27 protein-coding genes are annotated in these 12536 nt (G+C 50.5%); 26 read left to right on the top strand and 1 reads right to left on the bottom strand.

Annotation, left to right across the window (positions count from 1 at the left end; translation table 11 throughout):
• The 3 genes from M989_RS24280 to bfr all read left to right on the top strand — a co-directional run.
• On the top strand, positions 1-73 hold a 73-nt coding region (locus tag M989_RS24280; RefSeq protein WP_191604234.1), incomplete at its 5' end, for an EF-Tu C-terminal domain-related protein.
• A gap of 182 nt (positions 74-255) precedes the next feature.
• The gene (gene bfd, locus M989_RS24290) at positions 256-450 is read left to right on the top strand and encodes a bacterioferritin-associated ferredoxin (protein ID WP_035894970.1); all 195 of its coding nucleotides are present in this window, start codon (positions 256-258) and stop codon (positions 448-450) included.
• A gap of 72 nt (positions 451-522) precedes the next feature.
• Complete coding sequence (gene bfr, locus M989_RS02545; RefSeq protein ID WP_064541623.1) at positions 523-999, top strand: bacterioferritin; 477 nt, start codon at positions 523-525, stop codon at positions 997-999.
• Here the strand turns inward: bfr and M989_RS02550 are convergent.
• Complete coding sequence (locus tag M989_RS02550) at positions 983-1459, bottom strand: prepilin peptidase (protein ID WP_064541627.1); 477 nt, start codon at positions 1457-1459, stop codon at positions 983-985. The two genes, bfr and M989_RS02550, sit on opposite strands and share 17 nt — an antisense overlap.
• 376 nt (positions 1460-1835) lie before the next feature.
• Between M989_RS02550 and rpsJ the strand changes: the two genes are divergently transcribed.
• The 23 genes from rpsJ (at position 1836) to rpmJ (ending at position 12481) form a co-directional block, all read left to right on the top strand.
• A complete protein-coding gene (gene rpsJ, locus M989_RS02555) occupies positions 1836-2147 on the top strand; it encodes a 30S ribosomal protein S10 (protein ID WP_001181005.1) in 312 nt (103 codons plus the stop codon).
• Positions 2148-2179: 32 nt separating this feature from the next.
• Positions 2180-2809, top strand: coding sequence for a 50S ribosomal protein L3 (gene rplC / locus M989_RS02560; RefSeq protein ID WP_064541630.1), 630 nt, complete (start codon positions 2180-2182; stop codon positions 2807-2809).
• 10 nt (positions 2810-2819) lie between these two features.
• Positions 2820-3425 carry a 50S ribosomal protein L4 gene (gene rplD / locus M989_RS02565; protein WP_000424395.1) on the top strand — a complete coding sequence of 202 codons (606 nt, stop codon included), beginning with the start codon at positions 2820-2822 and terminating at the stop codon, positions 3423-3425.
• Positions 3422-3724 carry a 50S ribosomal protein L23 gene (rplW, locus tag M989_RS02570; protein WP_000617546.1) on the top strand — a complete coding sequence of 101 codons (303 nt, stop codon included), beginning with the start codon at positions 3422-3424 and terminating at the stop codon, positions 3722-3724. Before rplD ends, rplW begins: the two co-directional genes overlap by 4 nt.
• A gap of 17 nt (positions 3725-3741) precedes the next feature.
• A complete protein-coding gene (gene rplB, locus M989_RS02575) occupies positions 3742-4563 on the top strand; it encodes a 50S ribosomal protein L2 (protein ID WP_000301859.1) in 822 nt (273 codons plus the stop codon).
• Positions 4564-4579: 16 nt separating this feature from the next.
• Positions 4580-4858 (top strand): 30S ribosomal protein S19, encoded by a 279-nt coding sequence (rpsS, locus tag M989_RS02580; RefSeq protein WP_001138117.1) that lies wholly within the window; start codon positions 4580-4582, stop codon positions 4856-4858.
• Between the two features lie 14 nt (positions 4859-4872).
• Entirely contained in the window at positions 4873-5205 is a 333-nt protein-coding gene (gene rplV / locus M989_RS02585; protein ID WP_035894978.1) for a 50S ribosomal protein L22, read from the top strand.
• Positions 5206-5222: 17 nt separating this feature from the next.
• Positions 5223-5921 carry a 30S ribosomal protein S3 gene (rpsC, locus tag M989_RS02590; protein ID WP_006817277.1) on the top strand — a complete coding sequence of 233 codons (699 nt, stop codon included), beginning with the start codon at positions 5223-5225 and terminating at the stop codon, positions 5919-5921.
• A gap of 12 nt (positions 5922-5933) precedes the next feature.
• A complete protein-coding gene (rplP, locus tag M989_RS02595) occupies positions 5934-6344 on the top strand; it encodes a 50S ribosomal protein L16 (protein ID WP_064541633.1) in 411 nt (136 codons plus the stop codon).
• On the top strand, positions 6344-6535 hold the full coding sequence (gene rpmC, locus M989_RS02600; RefSeq protein WP_002919754.1) for a 50S ribosomal protein L29: 192 nt from the start codon (positions 6344-6346) through the stop codon (positions 6533-6535). The genes rplP and rpmC overlap by 1 nt, the downstream gene beginning before the upstream one ends.
• Entirely contained in the window at positions 6535-6789 is a 255-nt protein-coding gene (gene rpsQ / locus M989_RS02605; protein ID WP_035894980.1) for a 30S ribosomal protein S17, read from the top strand. The genes rpmC and rpsQ overlap by 1 nt, the downstream gene beginning before the upstream one ends.
• 163 nt (positions 6790-6952) lie before the next feature.
• Positions 6953-7324: a 50S ribosomal protein L14 gene (rplN, locus tag M989_RS02610; RefSeq protein ID WP_000613954.1), complete on the top strand. Its 372-nt coding sequence runs from the start codon at positions 6953-6955 to the stop codon at positions 7322-7324.
• 10 nt (positions 7325-7334) lie between these two features.
• Positions 7335-7649, top strand: coding sequence for a 50S ribosomal protein L24 (gene rplX, locus M989_RS02615; protein ID WP_035894981.1), 315 nt, complete (start codon positions 7335-7337; stop codon positions 7647-7649).
• 14 nt (positions 7650-7663) lie between these two features.
• Positions 7664-8203: a 50S ribosomal protein L5 gene (rplE, locus tag M989_RS02620; RefSeq protein WP_064541635.1), complete on the top strand. Its 540-nt coding sequence runs from the start codon at positions 7664-7666 to the stop codon at positions 8201-8203.
• 14 nt (positions 8204-8217) lie between these two features.
• Positions 8218-8523 (top strand): 30S ribosomal protein S14, encoded by a 306-nt coding sequence (rpsN, locus tag M989_RS02625; protein ID WP_064541637.1) that lies wholly within the window; start codon positions 8218-8220, stop codon positions 8521-8523.
• 30 nt (positions 8524-8553) lie between these two features.
• Positions 8554-8946, top strand: coding sequence for a 30S ribosomal protein S8 (gene rpsH, locus M989_RS02630; RefSeq protein ID WP_003031127.1), 393 nt, complete (start codon positions 8554-8556; stop codon positions 8944-8946).
• A 12-nt stretch (positions 8947-8958) separates the two neighbouring features.
• Complete coding sequence (rplF, locus tag M989_RS02635) at positions 8959-9492, top strand: 50S ribosomal protein L6 (RefSeq protein ID WP_064541640.1); 534 nt, start codon at positions 8959-8961, stop codon at positions 9490-9492.
• A 9-nt stretch (positions 9493-9501) separates the two neighbouring features.
• Positions 9502-9855, top strand: a complete 354-nt coding sequence (rplR, locus tag M989_RS02640) for a 50S ribosomal protein L18 (RefSeq protein ID WP_000358960.1) — start codon at positions 9502-9504, stop codon at positions 9853-9855.
• A 14-nt stretch (positions 9856-9869) separates the two neighbouring features.
• Entirely contained in the window at positions 9870-10373 is a 504-nt protein-coding gene (gene rpsE, locus M989_RS02645) for a 30S ribosomal protein S5 (protein ID WP_015962744.1), read from the top strand.
• Positions 10374-10376: 3 nt separating this feature from the next.
• Positions 10377-10556 (top strand): 50S ribosomal protein L30, encoded by a 180-nt coding sequence (rpmD, locus tag M989_RS02650; protein WP_003863301.1) that lies wholly within the window; start codon positions 10377-10379, stop codon positions 10554-10556.
• A 3-nt stretch (positions 10557-10559) separates the two neighbouring features.
• Positions 10560-10994, top strand: coding sequence for a 50S ribosomal protein L15 (gene rplO, locus M989_RS02655; RefSeq protein WP_064541643.1), 435 nt, complete (start codon positions 10560-10562; stop codon positions 10992-10994).
• A gap of 7 nt (positions 10995-11001) precedes the next feature.
• Positions 11002-12333: a preprotein translocase subunit SecY gene (gene secY / locus M989_RS02660; RefSeq protein ID WP_015962746.1), complete on the top strand. Its 1332-nt coding sequence runs from the start codon at positions 11002-11004 to the stop codon at positions 12331-12333.
• A gap of 31 nt (positions 12334-12364) precedes the next feature.
• Entirely contained in the window at positions 12365-12481 is a 117-nt protein-coding gene (gene rpmJ, locus M989_RS02665) for a 50S ribosomal protein L36 (RefSeq protein WP_000868187.1), read from the top strand.
• Positions 12482-12536 lie beyond the last annotated feature (55 nt).

Genomic DNA, 12536 nt, shown 5'->3' on the forward strand with positions numbered 1-12536 from the left:
CGGTCTGCGTTTCGCAATCCGTGAAGGCGGCCGTACCGTTGGCGCGGGCGTTGTTGCTAAAGTAATGAGCTAATTATTGATTAATTAGCTTTGAGCTTAAAAAGGGCGCTTCGGCGCCCTTTTTGCTTTTTATGGTTTTATTCCGCCCGTATTTCGCACGATTTGCTCGCATATTTCCTCGTCGTTTTGCGTTCTGGTATTGTAATCATAATTATTCTCACTTACACTTTGTTCAGAAATTGAACGGGAGTAGGTATGTACGTTTGTTTGTGTAATGGCGTCAGCGATAAAAAAATTCGCCAGGCAGTGCGCCAGTTTCATCCGCAGTCTTTCCAGCAATTAAGAAAATGTATTCCTATTGGAAATCAATGTGGTAAGTGCGTTCGTGCGGCTCGAGAGGTGATGGAAGACGAATTAATGCAAATGCCAGAGTTCAAAGAGATTGCCTGAGCCCGGATTTCTTTTTTGACATCCCTGTAGGCCGTTCTACGCTTCAATAAGTGGAAGCGGAGGGTCTATATAATGAAAGGTGACGTTAAGATTATAAATTATCTCAATAAATTATTGGGAAATGAGCTTGTCGCAATCAATCAATACTTTCTCCATGCGAGAATGTTCAAAAACTGGGGCCTGATGCGCCTCAATGATATCGAGTATCACGAATCCATCGATGAAATGAAGCACGCCGATAAGTACATCGAACGTATTTTGTTTCTTGAAGGGATCCCAAATCTGCAGGATCTTGGCAAGCTGCATATCGGCGAAGACGTCGAAGAGATGCTGCAATCGGATTTAAAACTGGAACTGGACGGCGCAAAAGATCTGCGTGAAGCCATTGCCTATGCTGATAGTGTCCATGACTACGTGAGCCGCGATATGCTGATCGAGATACTCACCGAAGAAGAGCATCATATCGACTGGTTGGAGACTGAGCTGGATCTGATTGGCAAAATTGGCCTACAGAATTACCTGCAGTCGCAAATTAAAGTTGCAGATTAATCGTCGCCAGGCCGGCGATAATAAAACCCGCAGCCCCCAGAAATGGACCGAACGGCAGCGGGTTTTTTATTGTCTGTGCTGACCGTCTCCAGATGGCCTGACTCAGGATGTAAGTGCCGGCCATCGCGCAGGCGGTAACAAGCAGTACCGGTAATGCTTGCCACCCGTGCCACGCTCCCAGGGCCGCGAGATATTTTACATCCCCATACCCTAAGCCCTCACAGCGGCGTATTGCCCGGTATCCCCAGTAGAACATGCTCATAATACCGTAGCCGGCAAATATCCCCCAAAGCGCATCGCTGAGACTCGCCGGATGCAGGCTGAGCTGGAATAGCACTCCAGTCCACAGTAAAGGACAGGTCAGACGGTTTGGCAGCAGACCGGTATGGGCATCATGCCAGCACAGGGCGCCGCTGAGCAGTGTATAAACCATAAAGAAGGGGAGGGCGAGAAGCGTCATATCGGTGTCGTCCGAAGGGAAAAGTGACTGTAGTTTGCGAAGCGCGGGCACAGTTGGCAAAAGGCAATCTCAGCGACTGCGCGACGTTATCCAGACAACCGTACGAGATTGCAGGTGTGCAGGTTGTTTTGCGAACGGTGTGCAGGATGTGGTGATTAATTTATAAACACGGCTTGCTTCACATGGGTATTTGTGTATAATGCGCGGGCTTGTCTAATATTGACAGGCGGTTCAATCTGAACCAGGTACTGCGTAAGCGATACCAGACAATGTTCCCAATTGGGGAACTCTGTAAGAACGGTTACACTCTCCCATCAATCGTAATGGGTTTGAGGAGTAACTATTTCGTCTATAAAATAATTGGAGCTCTGGTCTCATGCAGAACCAAAGAATCCGTATCCGCCTGAAAGCGTTTGATCATCGTCTGATCGATCAATCAACCGCGGAAATCGTCGAGACTGCTAAGCGCACCGGTGCGCAAGTCCGTGGTCCGATCCCGCTGCCGACCCGCAAAGAGCGTTTCACCGTTCTGATCTCTCCGCACGTTAACAAAGACGCGCGTGATCAGTACGAGATCCGTACTCACAAGCGTCTGGTTGACATCGTTGAGCCAACTGAAAAAACCGTTGATGCTCTGATGCGTCTGGACCTGGCTGCCGGTGTAGACGTGCAGATCAGCCTGGGTTAATCAGGTCATCGAGCGATTGAGAGGTTGATACAATGATTGGTTTAGTCGGTAAAAAAGTGGGTATGACCCGCATCTTCACTGAAGATGGCGTATCTATCCCAGTAACCGTTATCGAAGTTGAAGCAAACCGCGTTACTCAGATCAAAGATCTGGCTAACGATGGCTATCGCGCTGTTCAGGTTACCACTGGTGCTAAAAAAGCTAACCGTGTAACTAAGCCGGAAGCTGGCCACTTTGCTAAAGCTGGCGTAGAAGCTGGCCGCGGCCTGTGGGAATTCCGTCTGGCAGATGGTGAAGAATACACCGTAGGTCAGAGCATCAGCGTTGAACTGTTTGCTGACGTTAAAAAAGTTGACGTAACCGGTACCTCTAAAGGTAAAGGTTTCGCTGGTACCGTTAAGCGCTGGAACTTCCGTACCCAGGACGCTACTCACGGTAACTCCTTGTCTCACCGCGTTCCGGGTTCTATCGGTCAGAACCAGACTCCGGGCAAAGTGTTCAAAGGCAAGAAAATGGCAGGTCAGCTGGGCAACGAACGCGTTACTGTTCAGAGCCTGGACGTAGTACGTGTTGACGCTGAGCGCAACCTGCTGCTGGTTAAAGGTGGTGTTCCGGGTGCGACCGGTTGCGACCTGATCGTTAAACCAGCTGTGAAGGCGTAAGGGGATAGCAATGGAATTAGTATTGAAAGACGCGCAGAGCGCGCTGACTGTTTCCGAAACTACCTTCGGTCGTGATTTCAACGAAGCGCTGGTTCACCAGGTTGTTGTTGCTTATGCAGCTGGTGCTCGTCAGGGTACTCGTGCTCAGAAGACTCGTGCTGAAGTAACTGGTTCAGGCAAAAAGCCGTGGCGCCAGAAAGGTACCGGCCGTGCGCGTTCAGGTTCTATCAAGAGCCCGATCTGGCGTTCAGGTGGCGTGACCTTCGCTGCACGCCCGCAGGACCACAGTCAAAAAGTTAACAAGAAGATGTACCGCGGCGCGCTGAAAAGCATTCTGTCCGAACTGGTACGTCAGGATCGTCTGATCGTTGTCGAGAAGTTCTCTGTAGAAGCGCCTAAAACTAAGCTGCTGGCACAGAAACTGAAAGACATGGCTCTGGAAGATGTGCTGATCATCACCGGTGAGCTGGACGAAAACCTGTTCCTGGCTGCGCGCAACCTGCACAAGGTTGACGTACGCGATGCAACTGGTATCGACCCGGTTAGCCTGATCGCCTTCGACAAAGTCGTAATGACTGCTGATGCTGTTAAGCAAGTTGAGGAGATGCTGGCATGATTCGTGAAGAACGTCTGCTGAAGGTGCTGCGCGCACCGCACGTTTCTGAAAAAGCGTCTACTGCGATGGAAAAAACTAACACCATCGTTCTCAAAGTTGCTAAAGACGCGACCAAAGCAGAAATCAAAGCTGCTGTGCAGAAACTGTTTGAAGTCGAAGTCGAAGTCGTTAACACCCTGGTAGTTAAAGGGAAAGTTAAACGTCACGGACAGCGTATCGGTCGTCGTAGCGACTGGAAAAAAGCTTACGTCACCCTGAAGGAAGGCCAGAATCTGGACTTCGTCGGCGGCGCTGAGTAAGTCGGAGGAGTAATACAATGGCAGTTGTTAAATGTAAACCGACATCTCCGGGTCGTCGCCACGTAGTTAAAGTGGTTAACCCTGAGCTGCACAAGGGCAAACCTTTTGCTCCGCTGCTGGAAAAAAACAGCAAATCCGGTGGTCGTAACAACAATGGCCGTATCACCACTCGTCACATTGGTGGTGGTCACAAGCAGGCTTACCGTATTGTTGACTTCAAACGCAACAAAGATGGTATCCCGGCAGTTGTTGAACGTCTTGAGTACGATCCGAACCGTTCCGCGAACATCGCGCTGGTTCTGTACAAAGACGGCGAGCGCCGTTACATCCTGGCCCCTAAAGGCCTGAAAGCTGGCGACCAGATTCAGTCTGGCGTTGATGCTGCAATCAAAGCAGGTAACACCCTGCCGATGCGCAATATCCCGGTTGGTTCTACCGTTCATAACGTAGAAATGAAACCAGGTAAAGGCGGTCAGCTGGCACGTTCCGCTGGTACTTACGTTCAGATCGTTGCGCGTGATGGTGCTTATGTCACCCTGCGTCTGCGTTCTGGTGAAATGCGTAAAGTCGAAGCAGACTGCCGTGCAACCCTGGGCGAAGTTGGCAATGCTGAGCATATGCTGCGCGTTCTGGGTAAAGCAGGTGCTGCACGCTGGCGTGGTGTTCGTCCTACCGTTCGCGGTACTGCGATGAACCCAGTCGATCACCCACATGGTGGTGGTGAAGGTCGTAACTTTGGTAAGCACCCGGTAACTCCGTGGGGCGTTCAGACCAAAGGTAAGAAGACCCGCAGCAACAAGCGTACTGATAAATTCATCGTACGTCGCCGTAGCAAATAATTTTAGAGGATAAGCCATGCCACGTTCTCTCAAGAAAGGTCCTTTTATTGACCTGCACTTGCTGAAGAAGGTAGAGAAAGCGGTGGAAAGCGGAGACAAGAAGCCCCTGCGCACTTGGTCCCGTCGTTCAACGATCTTTCCTAACATGATCGGTTTGACCATCGCTGTCCATAATGGTCGTCAGCACGTTCCAGTTTTTGTTACCGACGAAATGGTTGGTCACAAACTGGGTGAATTCGCACCGACTCGTACTTATCGCGGCCACGCTGCTGATAAAAAAGCGAAGAAGAAATAAGGTAGGAGGAAGAGATGGAAACTTTAGCTCAACATCGCCATGCTCGTTCTTCTGCTCAGAAGGTTCGCCTTGTTGCTGACCTGATTCGCGGTAAGAAAGTGTCGCAGGCACTGGAAATTCTGACCTACACCAATAAGAAAGCGGCTGTACTGGTTAAGAAAGTTCTGGAATCTGCCATTGCTAACGCTGAACACAACGATGGCGCTGACATCGACGATCTGAAAGTTACGAAAATTTTCGTAGACGAAGGCCCGAGCATGAAGCGCATTATGCCGCGTGCGAAAGGTCGTGCAGATCGCATCCTGAAGCGCACCAGCCACATCACTGTGGTTGTGTCCGATCGCTGAGACTCTGGAGACTAGCAATGGGTCAGAAAGTACATCCTAATGGTATTCGCCTGGGTATTGTAAAACCATGGAACTCAACCTGGTTTGCGAACACCAAAGAATTCGCTGACAACCTGGACAGCGACTTTAAAGTACGTCAGTACCTGACTAAGGAACTGGCTAAAGCGTCCGTATCTCGTATCGTTATCGAGCGTCCGGCTAAGAGCATCCGTGTGACCATTCACACCGCTCGCCCGGGCATCGTGATCGGTAAGAAAGGTGAAGACGTAGAAAAACTGCGCAAAGTCGTAGCTGATATTGCTGGCGTACCTGCCCAGATCAATATCGCCGAAGTGCGTAAGCCTGAACTGGACGCAAAATTGGTTGCTGACAGCATCACTTCTCAGCTGGAACGTCGTGTCATGTTCCGTCGTGCTATGAAGCGTGCTGTACAGAACGCAATGCGTCTGGGCGCTAAAGGTATCAAAGTTGAAGTTAGCGGCCGTCTGGGCGGCGCGGAAATCGCACGTACCGAATGGTACCGTGAAGGTCGCGTACCGCTGCACACTCTGCGTGCTGACATCGACTACAACACCTCTGAAGCGCACACCACTTATGGTGTAATCGGCGTTAAGGTATGGATCTTCAAAGGTGAGATCCTGGGTGGTATGGCTGCTGTTGAACAACCGGAACCGGCTGCTCAACCTAAAAAGCAGCAGCGTAAAGGCCGTAAATAAGGAGCGTCGCTGATGTTACAACCAAAGCGTACAAAATTCCGTAAAGTGCACAAAGGCCGTAACCGCGGTCTGGCTGCTGGCGCGGATGTTAGCTTCGGCAGCTTCGGCCTGAAAGCTGTTGGCCGTGGTCGTCTGACTGCCCGTCAGATCGAAGCAGCACGTCGTGCAATGACCCGTGCAGTTAAGCGTCAAGGTAAGATCTGGATCCGTGTATTCCCGGACAAACCGATCACCGAAAAACCGCTGGCAGTGCGTATGGGTAAAGGTAAAGGTAACGTGGAGTATTGGGTTGCCTTGATCCAGCCGGGTAAAGTCCTGTATGAAATGGACGGCGTCCCGGAAGAGCTGGCCCGTGAAGCATTCGGCCTCGCTGCAGCGAAACTGCCGATCAAAACCACCTTTGTAACTAAGACGGTGATGTAATGAAAGCAAAAGAGCTGCGTGAAAAAAGCGTTGAAGAGCTGAACGCTGAGCTGCTGAACCTGCTGCGTGAGCAGTTCAACCTGCGCATGCAGGCTGCAAGTGGCCAGCTGCAACAGACTCACCTGCTGAAGCAGGTTCGTCGTGATGTTGCACGCGTTAAGACTTTACTGACTCAGAAGGCGGGTGCGTAATGACCGATAAAATCCGTACTCTGCAAGGTCGCGTAGTTAGCGCAAAAATGGAGAAATCCATTGTTGTTGCTATCGAACGTATGGTGAAACACCCGGTATACGGCAAATTCATCAAACGTACGACCAAACTGCACGTACATGACGAGAACAACGAATGCGGCATGGGCGACGTGGTTGAAATCCGCGAATGCCGTCCGCTGTCCAAGACTAAATCCTGGACGCTGGTTCGCGTTGTAGAGAAAGCGGTTCTGTAATACAGTACTCGTTCTCGATACGAATAAACGGCTCAGCGATGAGCCGTTTATTTTTTCTACCCTTATCGTTGAAGCGGTGTTATAATGCCGCGCCCTCGATATGGGGCTTTTTAACGACCTGAATTCGGGTCTCAGTAGTAGTTGACATTAGCGGAGCACTAAAATGATCCAAGAACAGACTATGCTGAACGTCGCCGACAACTCCGGTGCACGTCGCGTAATGTGTATCAAGGTTCTGGGTGGCTCGCACCGTCGCTACGCAGGCGTAGGCGACATCATCAAGATCACCATCAAGGAAGCAATTCCGCGTGGTAAGGTCAAAAAAGGTGATGTGCTGAAGGCGGTAGTGGTGCGCACCAAGAAGGGTGTTCGTCGCCCGGACGGTTCTGTCATTCGCTTCGATGGTAATGCATGCGTTATTTTAAACAATAACAGCGAGCAGCCTATCGGTACGCGTATTTTTGGGCCGGTAACTCGTGAACTTCGTAACGAGAAGTTCATGAAAATTATCTCTCTGGCACCAGAAGTACTCTAAGGAGCGAATCATGGCAGCTAAAATCCGTCGTGATGACGAAGTTATCGTGTTAACCGGTAAAGATAAAGGTAAACGCGGTAAAGTTAAGAATGTCCTGTCTTCCGGCAAGGTCATCGTTGAAGGTATCAACCTGGTTAAGAAACACCAGAAGCCGGTTCCGGCTCTGAACCAACCAGGCGGCATTGTAGAGAAAGAAGCAGCTATTCAGATCTCTAACATTGCACTTTTCAACGCGGCTACCGGCAAGGCTGACCGTGTAGGCTTTAGATTCGAAGACGGCAAAAAAGTCCGTTTCTTCAAGTCTAACAGCGAAACTATCAAGTAATTTGGAGTAGTACGATGGCGAAACTGCATGATTACTACAAAGACGAAGTAGTCGCTAAACTCATGTCTGAGTTTAACTACAATTCTGTCATGCAAGTCCCTCGGGTCGAGAAGATCACCCTGAACATGGGTGTTGGTGAAGCGATCGCTGACAAGAAACTGCTGGATAACGCAGCAGCTGACCTGACAGCAATCTCCGGTCAAAAACCGCTGATCACCAAAGCACGCAAATCAGTTGCAGGCTTCAAAATCCGTCAGGGCTATCCGATCGGCTGTAAAGTAACTCTGCGTGGCGAACGCATGTGGGAGTTCTTTGAGCGCCTGATCACTATTGCTGTTCCACGTATCCGTGACTTCCGTGGCTTGTCCGCTAAGTCTTTCGACGGTCGTGGTAACTACAGCATGGGTGTCCGTGAGCAGATCATCTTCCCAGAGATCGACTACGATAAAGTCGACCGCGTGCGTGGTTTGGATATTACCATTACCACTACTGCGAAATCTGATGAAGAAGGCCGTGCTCTGCTGGCTGCCTTTGACTTCCCGTTCCGCAAGTAAGGTAGGGTTACTGAATGGCTAAGCAATCAATGAAAGCACGCGAAGTAAAGCGCGTAGCTTTAGCTGATAAGTACTTCGCAAAACGCGCTGAACTGAAAGCTATTATCTCTGATGTGAACGCGACCGACGAAGATCGTTGGAACGCAGTTCTCAAGCTGCAGTCTCTGCCGCGTGATTCCAGCCCGTCTCGTCAGCGTAAACGCTGCCGTCAAACAGGTCGTCCGCATGGCTATGTGGGCAAGTTCGGGTTGAGCCGTATTAAGCTTCGTGAAGCCGCTATGCGCGGTGAAGTACCGGGCTTGAAAAAGGCTAGCTGGTAATTACCAATTGAATCACGGGAGTAAAGACAGATGAGCATGCAAGATCCGATCGCGGATATGCTGACCCGTATCCGTAACGGTCAGGCCGCGAATAAAGCTGCGGTCACCATGCCTTCCTCCAAGCTGAAAGTGGCAATTGCCAACGTGCTGAAGGAAGAAGGTTTTATTGAAGATTTTAAAGTTGAAGGCGACACCAAGCCGGAACTGGAACTGACTCTTAAGTATTTCCAGGGTAAAGCTGTTGTAGAAAGCATTCAGCGTGTTAGTCGCCCAGGTCTGCGCATTTATAAGCGTAAAGACGAGCTGCCGAAGGTTATGGCTGGCATGGGTATCGCGGTTGTTTCTACCTCTAAAGGTGTTATGACTGATCGTGCAGCGCGCCAGGCTGGTCTTGGTGGCGAAATTATCTGCTACGTAGCCTAATCGGAGGAAAAAATGTCTCGTGTTGCTAAAGCACCGGTCGTTGTTCCTGCCGGCGTTGATGTAAAAATCAACGGTCAGGTTATTACGATCAAAGGTAAAAACGGCGAGCTGACTCGTACTCTCAACGATGCTGTTGACGTTAAACATGCAGATAATGCTCTGACTTTCGGTCCGCGTGATGGTTACGTAGACGGTTGGGCTCAGGCTGGTACCGCGCGTGCCCTGCTGAACGCAATGGTTATCGGTGTTACCGAAGGCTTCACTAAGAAGTTACAGCTGGTTGGTGTAGGTTATCGTGCAGCGGTCAAAGGGAACGTGGTAAACCTGTCTTTAGGTTTCTCTCACCCGGTTGAGCATCAGCTGCCGGCAGGTATTACTGCTGAATGTCCGACTCAAACTGAAATCGTGCTGAAAGGCGCTGATAAGCAGGTAATCGGCCAGGTAGCAGCGGATCTGCGCGCCTACCGTCGTCCTGAGCCTTATAAAGGCAAGGGTGTTCGTTACGCCGACGAAGTCGTGCGTACCAAAGAGGCTAAGAAGAAGTAAGGTAACACTATGGATAAGAAATCTGCTCGTATCCGTCGTGCGACCCGCGCACGCCGCAAGCTCCAGGAGCTGGGTGCAACTCGCCTGGTGGTACATCGTACCCCGCGTCATATTTACGCACAGGTCATTGCACCGAACGGTTCCGAAGTTCTGGTAGCTGCTTCTACTGTAGAAAAAGCTATCGCTGAACAACTGAAGTACACCGGTAACAAAGACGCTGCTGCAGCTGTGGGTAAAGCTGTCGCTGAACGCGCTCTGGAAAAAGGCATCAAAGATGTGTCCTTTGACCGTTCCGGGTTCCAATATCATGGTCGTGTCCAGGCACTGGCAGATGCTGCCCGTGAAGCTGGCCTTCAGTTCTAAGGTAGAGGTGTAAGATGGCTCACATCGAAAAACAAGCTGGCGAACTGCAGGAAAAGCTGATCGCGGTAAACCGCGTATCTAAAACCGTTAAAGGTGGTCGTATTTTCTCCTTCACAGCTCTGACTGTAGTAGGCGATGGTAACGGTCGCGTTGGTTTTGGTTACGGTAAAGCGCGTGAAGTTCCAGCAGCGATCCAGAAAGCGATGGAAAAAGCCCGTCGCAATATGATTAACGTCGCGCTGAATACTGGCACCCTGCAGCACCCGGTTAAGGGTACTCACACGGGTTCTCGTGTATTCATGCAGCCGGCTTCCGAAGGTACCGGTATCATCGCCGGTGGTGCAATGCGCGCCGTTCTGGAAGTCGCTGGGGTTCGTAACGTTCTGGCTAAAGCGTATGGTTCCACTAACCCGATCAACGTGGTTCGTGCAACTATCGATGGCCTGGAAAATATGAAATCTCCGGAAATGGTCGCTGCCAAGCGTGGTAAATCCGTTGAAGAAATTCTGGGGAAATAAACCATGGCAAAGACTATTAAAATTACTCAAACCCGCAGTGCAATCGGTCGTCTGCCGAAACACAAGGCAACGCTGCTTGGCCTGGGTCTGCGTCGTATTGGTCACACCGTAGAACGCGAGGATACTCCTGCTGTTCGTGGTATGGTCAACGCGGTTTACTTCATGGTTAAAGTTGAGGAGTAAGAGATGCGTTTAAATACTCTGTCTCCGGCCGAAGGCTCTAAAAAGGCGGGTCGCCGTCTGGGTCGTGGTATCGGTTCTGGCCTCGGTAAAACCGGCGGTCGTGGTCACAAAGGTCAGAAGTCTCGTTCTGGCGGTGGCGTACGTCGTGGTTTCGAGGGTGGTCAGATGCCTCTGTACCGTCGTCTGCCGAAATTCGGCTTCACTTCTCGCAAAGCAGCGATCACAGCGGAAGTCCGTCTGTCTGACCTGGCGAAAGTGGAAGGCGGTATTGTTGACCTGAACACGCTGAAAGCAGCTAACATTATCGGTGTCCAGATCGAGTTCGCAAAAGTGATCCTGGCTGGCGAAGTTTCTACTCCGGTAACTGTTCGTGGCCTGCGTGTTACTAAAGGCGCTCGTGCTGCTATCGAAGCTGCTGGCGGTAAAATCGAGGAATAAGTAGCAGATGGCTAAACAACCGGGATTAGATTTTCAAAGTGCCAAAGGTGGCTTAGGCGAGCTGAAACGCAGACTGCTGTTTGTAATCGGTGCGCTTATTGTGTTCCGTATTGGCTCTTTTATTCCGATCCCTGGTATTGATGCCGCTGTACTTGCCAAACTGCTTGAGCAACAGCGAGGCACCATCATTGAGATGTTTAACATGTTCTCTGGTGGTGCTCTCAGCCGTGCTTCTATCTTTGCTCTGGGGATCATGCCGTATATTTCGGCGTCGATCATTATCCAGCTGCTGACGGTGGTTCACCCAACGCTGGCGGAAATTAAGAAAGAAGGGGAGTCTGGTCGTCGTAAGATCAGCCAGTACACCCGCTACGGTACTCTGGTGCTGGCGATATTCCAGTCGATCGGTATTGCTACCGGTCTGCCGAATATGCCTGGTATGCAGGGCCTGGTAATCAATCCAGGCTTTGCATTCTATTTCACCGCTGTTGTGAGTCTGGTTACAGGGACAATGTTCCTGATGTGGCTCGGCGAACAGATCACTGAACGTGGTATCGGTAACGGTATCTCGATCATCATCTTCGCTGGTATCGTTGCGGGACTCCCGCCAGCCATTGCCCATACTATCGAGCAAGCGCGTCAAGGCGACCTGCACTTCCTCCTGTTGCTGTTGGTTGCAGTATTAGTGTTTGCAGTGACGTTCTTTGTTGTATTTGTTGAGCGTGGTCAACGCCGCATTGTGGTAAACTACGCGAAACGTCAGCAAGGTCGTCGTGTCTATGCTGCACAGAGCACACATTTACCGCTGAAAGTGAATATGGCGGGGGTAATCCCGGCAATCTTCGCTTCCAGTATTATTCTGTTCCCGGCGACCATCGCGTCATGGTTCGGGGGCGGTACCGGTTGGAACTGGCTGACAACAATTTCGCTGTATTTGCAGCCTGGGCAACCGCTTTATGTGTTACTCTATGCGTCTGCAATCATCTTCTTCTGTTTCTTCTACACGGCGTTGGTCTTCAACCCGCGTGAAACAGCAGATAACCTGAAGAAGTCCGGTGCATTTGTACCAGGAATTCGTCCGGGAGAGCAAACGGCGAAGTATATCGATAAAGTAATGACTCGCCTGACACTCGTTGGTGCACTGTATATTACTTTTATCTGCCTGATCCCGGAGTTCATGCGTGATGCAATGAAAGTGCCGTTCTACTTCGGTGGGACATCGCTACTGATCGTTGTTGTCGTGATTATGGACTTTATGGCTCAAGTGCAAACTCTGATGATGTCAAGTCAGTACGAGTCTGCATTGAAGAAGGCGAACCTGAAAGGCTACGGCCGCTAAATGGTCGTCTGAGAAGTTACGGAGAGTAAAAATGAAAGTTCGTGCTTCCGTCAAGAAATTATGCCGTAACTGCAAAATCGTTAAGCGTGATGGTGTCATCCGTGTGATTTGCAGTGCCGAGCCGAAGCATAAACAGCGCCAAGGCTGATTTTTTCGCATATTTTTCTTGCAAAGTTGGGTTGAGCTGGCTAGATTAGCCAGCC

It is taken from the genome of Kluyvera georgiana ATCC 51603 (assembly GCF_001654985.1).
In the GTDB taxonomy this organism is placed as follows: domain Bacteria; phylum Pseudomonadota; class Gammaproteobacteria; order Enterobacterales; family Enterobacteriaceae; genus Kluyvera; species Kluyvera georgiana.

Coding starts and splice junctions, on each gene's coding strand:
- bfd (WP_035894970.1), top strand. CDS start 256: ATGTACGTTTGTTTGTGTAATGGCGTCAGCGATAAAAAAATTCGCCAG.
- bfr (WP_064541623.1), top strand. CDS start 523: ATGAAAGGTGACGTTAAGATTATAAATTATCTCAATAAATTATTGGGA.
- M989_RS02550 (WP_064541627.1), bottom strand. CDS start 1,459: ATGACGCTTCTCGCCCTCCCCTTCTTTATGGTTTATACACTGCTCAGC.
- rpsJ (WP_001181005.1), top strand. CDS start 1,836: ATGCAGAACCAAAGAATCCGTATCCGCCTGAAAGCGTTTGATCATCGT.
- rplC (WP_064541630.1), top strand. CDS start 2,180: ATGATTGGTTTAGTCGGTAAAAAAGTGGGTATGACCCGCATCTTCACT.
- rplD (WP_000424395.1), top strand. CDS start 2,820: ATGGAATTAGTATTGAAAGACGCGCAGAGCGCGCTGACTGTTTCCGAA.
- rplW (WP_000617546.1), top strand. CDS start 3,422: ATGATTCGTGAAGAACGTCTGCTGAAGGTGCTGCGCGCACCGCACGTT.
- rplB (WP_000301859.1), top strand. CDS start 3,742: ATGGCAGTTGTTAAATGTAAACCGACATCTCCGGGTCGTCGCCACGTA.
- rpsS (WP_001138117.1), top strand. CDS start 4,580: ATGCCACGTTCTCTCAAGAAAGGTCCTTTTATTGACCTGCACTTGCTG.
- rplV (WP_035894978.1), top strand. CDS start 4,873: ATGGAAACTTTAGCTCAACATCGCCATGCTCGTTCTTCTGCTCAGAAG.
- rpsC (WP_006817277.1), top strand. CDS start 5,223: ATGGGTCAGAAAGTACATCCTAATGGTATTCGCCTGGGTATTGTAAAA.
- rplP (WP_064541633.1), top strand. CDS start 5,934: ATGTTACAACCAAAGCGTACAAAATTCCGTAAAGTGCACAAAGGCCGT.
- rpmC (WP_002919754.1), top strand. CDS start 6,344: ATGAAAGCAAAAGAGCTGCGTGAAAAAAGCGTTGAAGAGCTGAACGCT.
- rpsQ (WP_035894980.1), top strand. CDS start 6,535: ATGACCGATAAAATCCGTACTCTGCAAGGTCGCGTAGTTAGCGCAAAA.
- rplN (WP_000613954.1), top strand. CDS start 6,953: ATGATCCAAGAACAGACTATGCTGAACGTCGCCGACAACTCCGGTGCA.
- rplX (WP_035894981.1), top strand. CDS start 7,335: ATGGCAGCTAAAATCCGTCGTGATGACGAAGTTATCGTGTTAACCGGT.
- rplE (WP_064541635.1), top strand. CDS start 7,664: ATGGCGAAACTGCATGATTACTACAAAGACGAAGTAGTCGCTAAACTC.
- rpsN (WP_064541637.1), top strand. CDS start 8,218: ATGGCTAAGCAATCAATGAAAGCACGCGAAGTAAAGCGCGTAGCTTTA.
- rpsH (WP_003031127.1), top strand. CDS start 8,554: ATGAGCATGCAAGATCCGATCGCGGATATGCTGACCCGTATCCGTAAC.
- rplF (WP_064541640.1), top strand. CDS start 8,959: ATGTCTCGTGTTGCTAAAGCACCGGTCGTTGTTCCTGCCGGCGTTGAT.
- rplR (WP_000358960.1), top strand. CDS start 9,502: ATGGATAAGAAATCTGCTCGTATCCGTCGTGCGACCCGCGCACGCCGC.
- rpsE (WP_015962744.1), top strand. CDS start 9,870: ATGGCTCACATCGAAAAACAAGCTGGCGAACTGCAGGAAAAGCTGATC.
- rpmD (WP_003863301.1), top strand. CDS start 10,377: ATGGCAAAGACTATTAAAATTACTCAAACCCGCAGTGCAATCGGTCGT.
- rplO (WP_064541643.1), top strand. CDS start 10,560: ATGCGTTTAAATACTCTGTCTCCGGCCGAAGGCTCTAAAAAGGCGGGT.
- secY (WP_015962746.1), top strand. CDS start 11,002: ATGGCTAAACAACCGGGATTAGATTTTCAAAGTGCCAAAGGTGGCTTA.
- rpmJ (WP_000868187.1), top strand. CDS start 12,365: ATGAAAGTTCGTGCTTCCGTCAAGAAATTATGCCGTAACTGCAAAATC.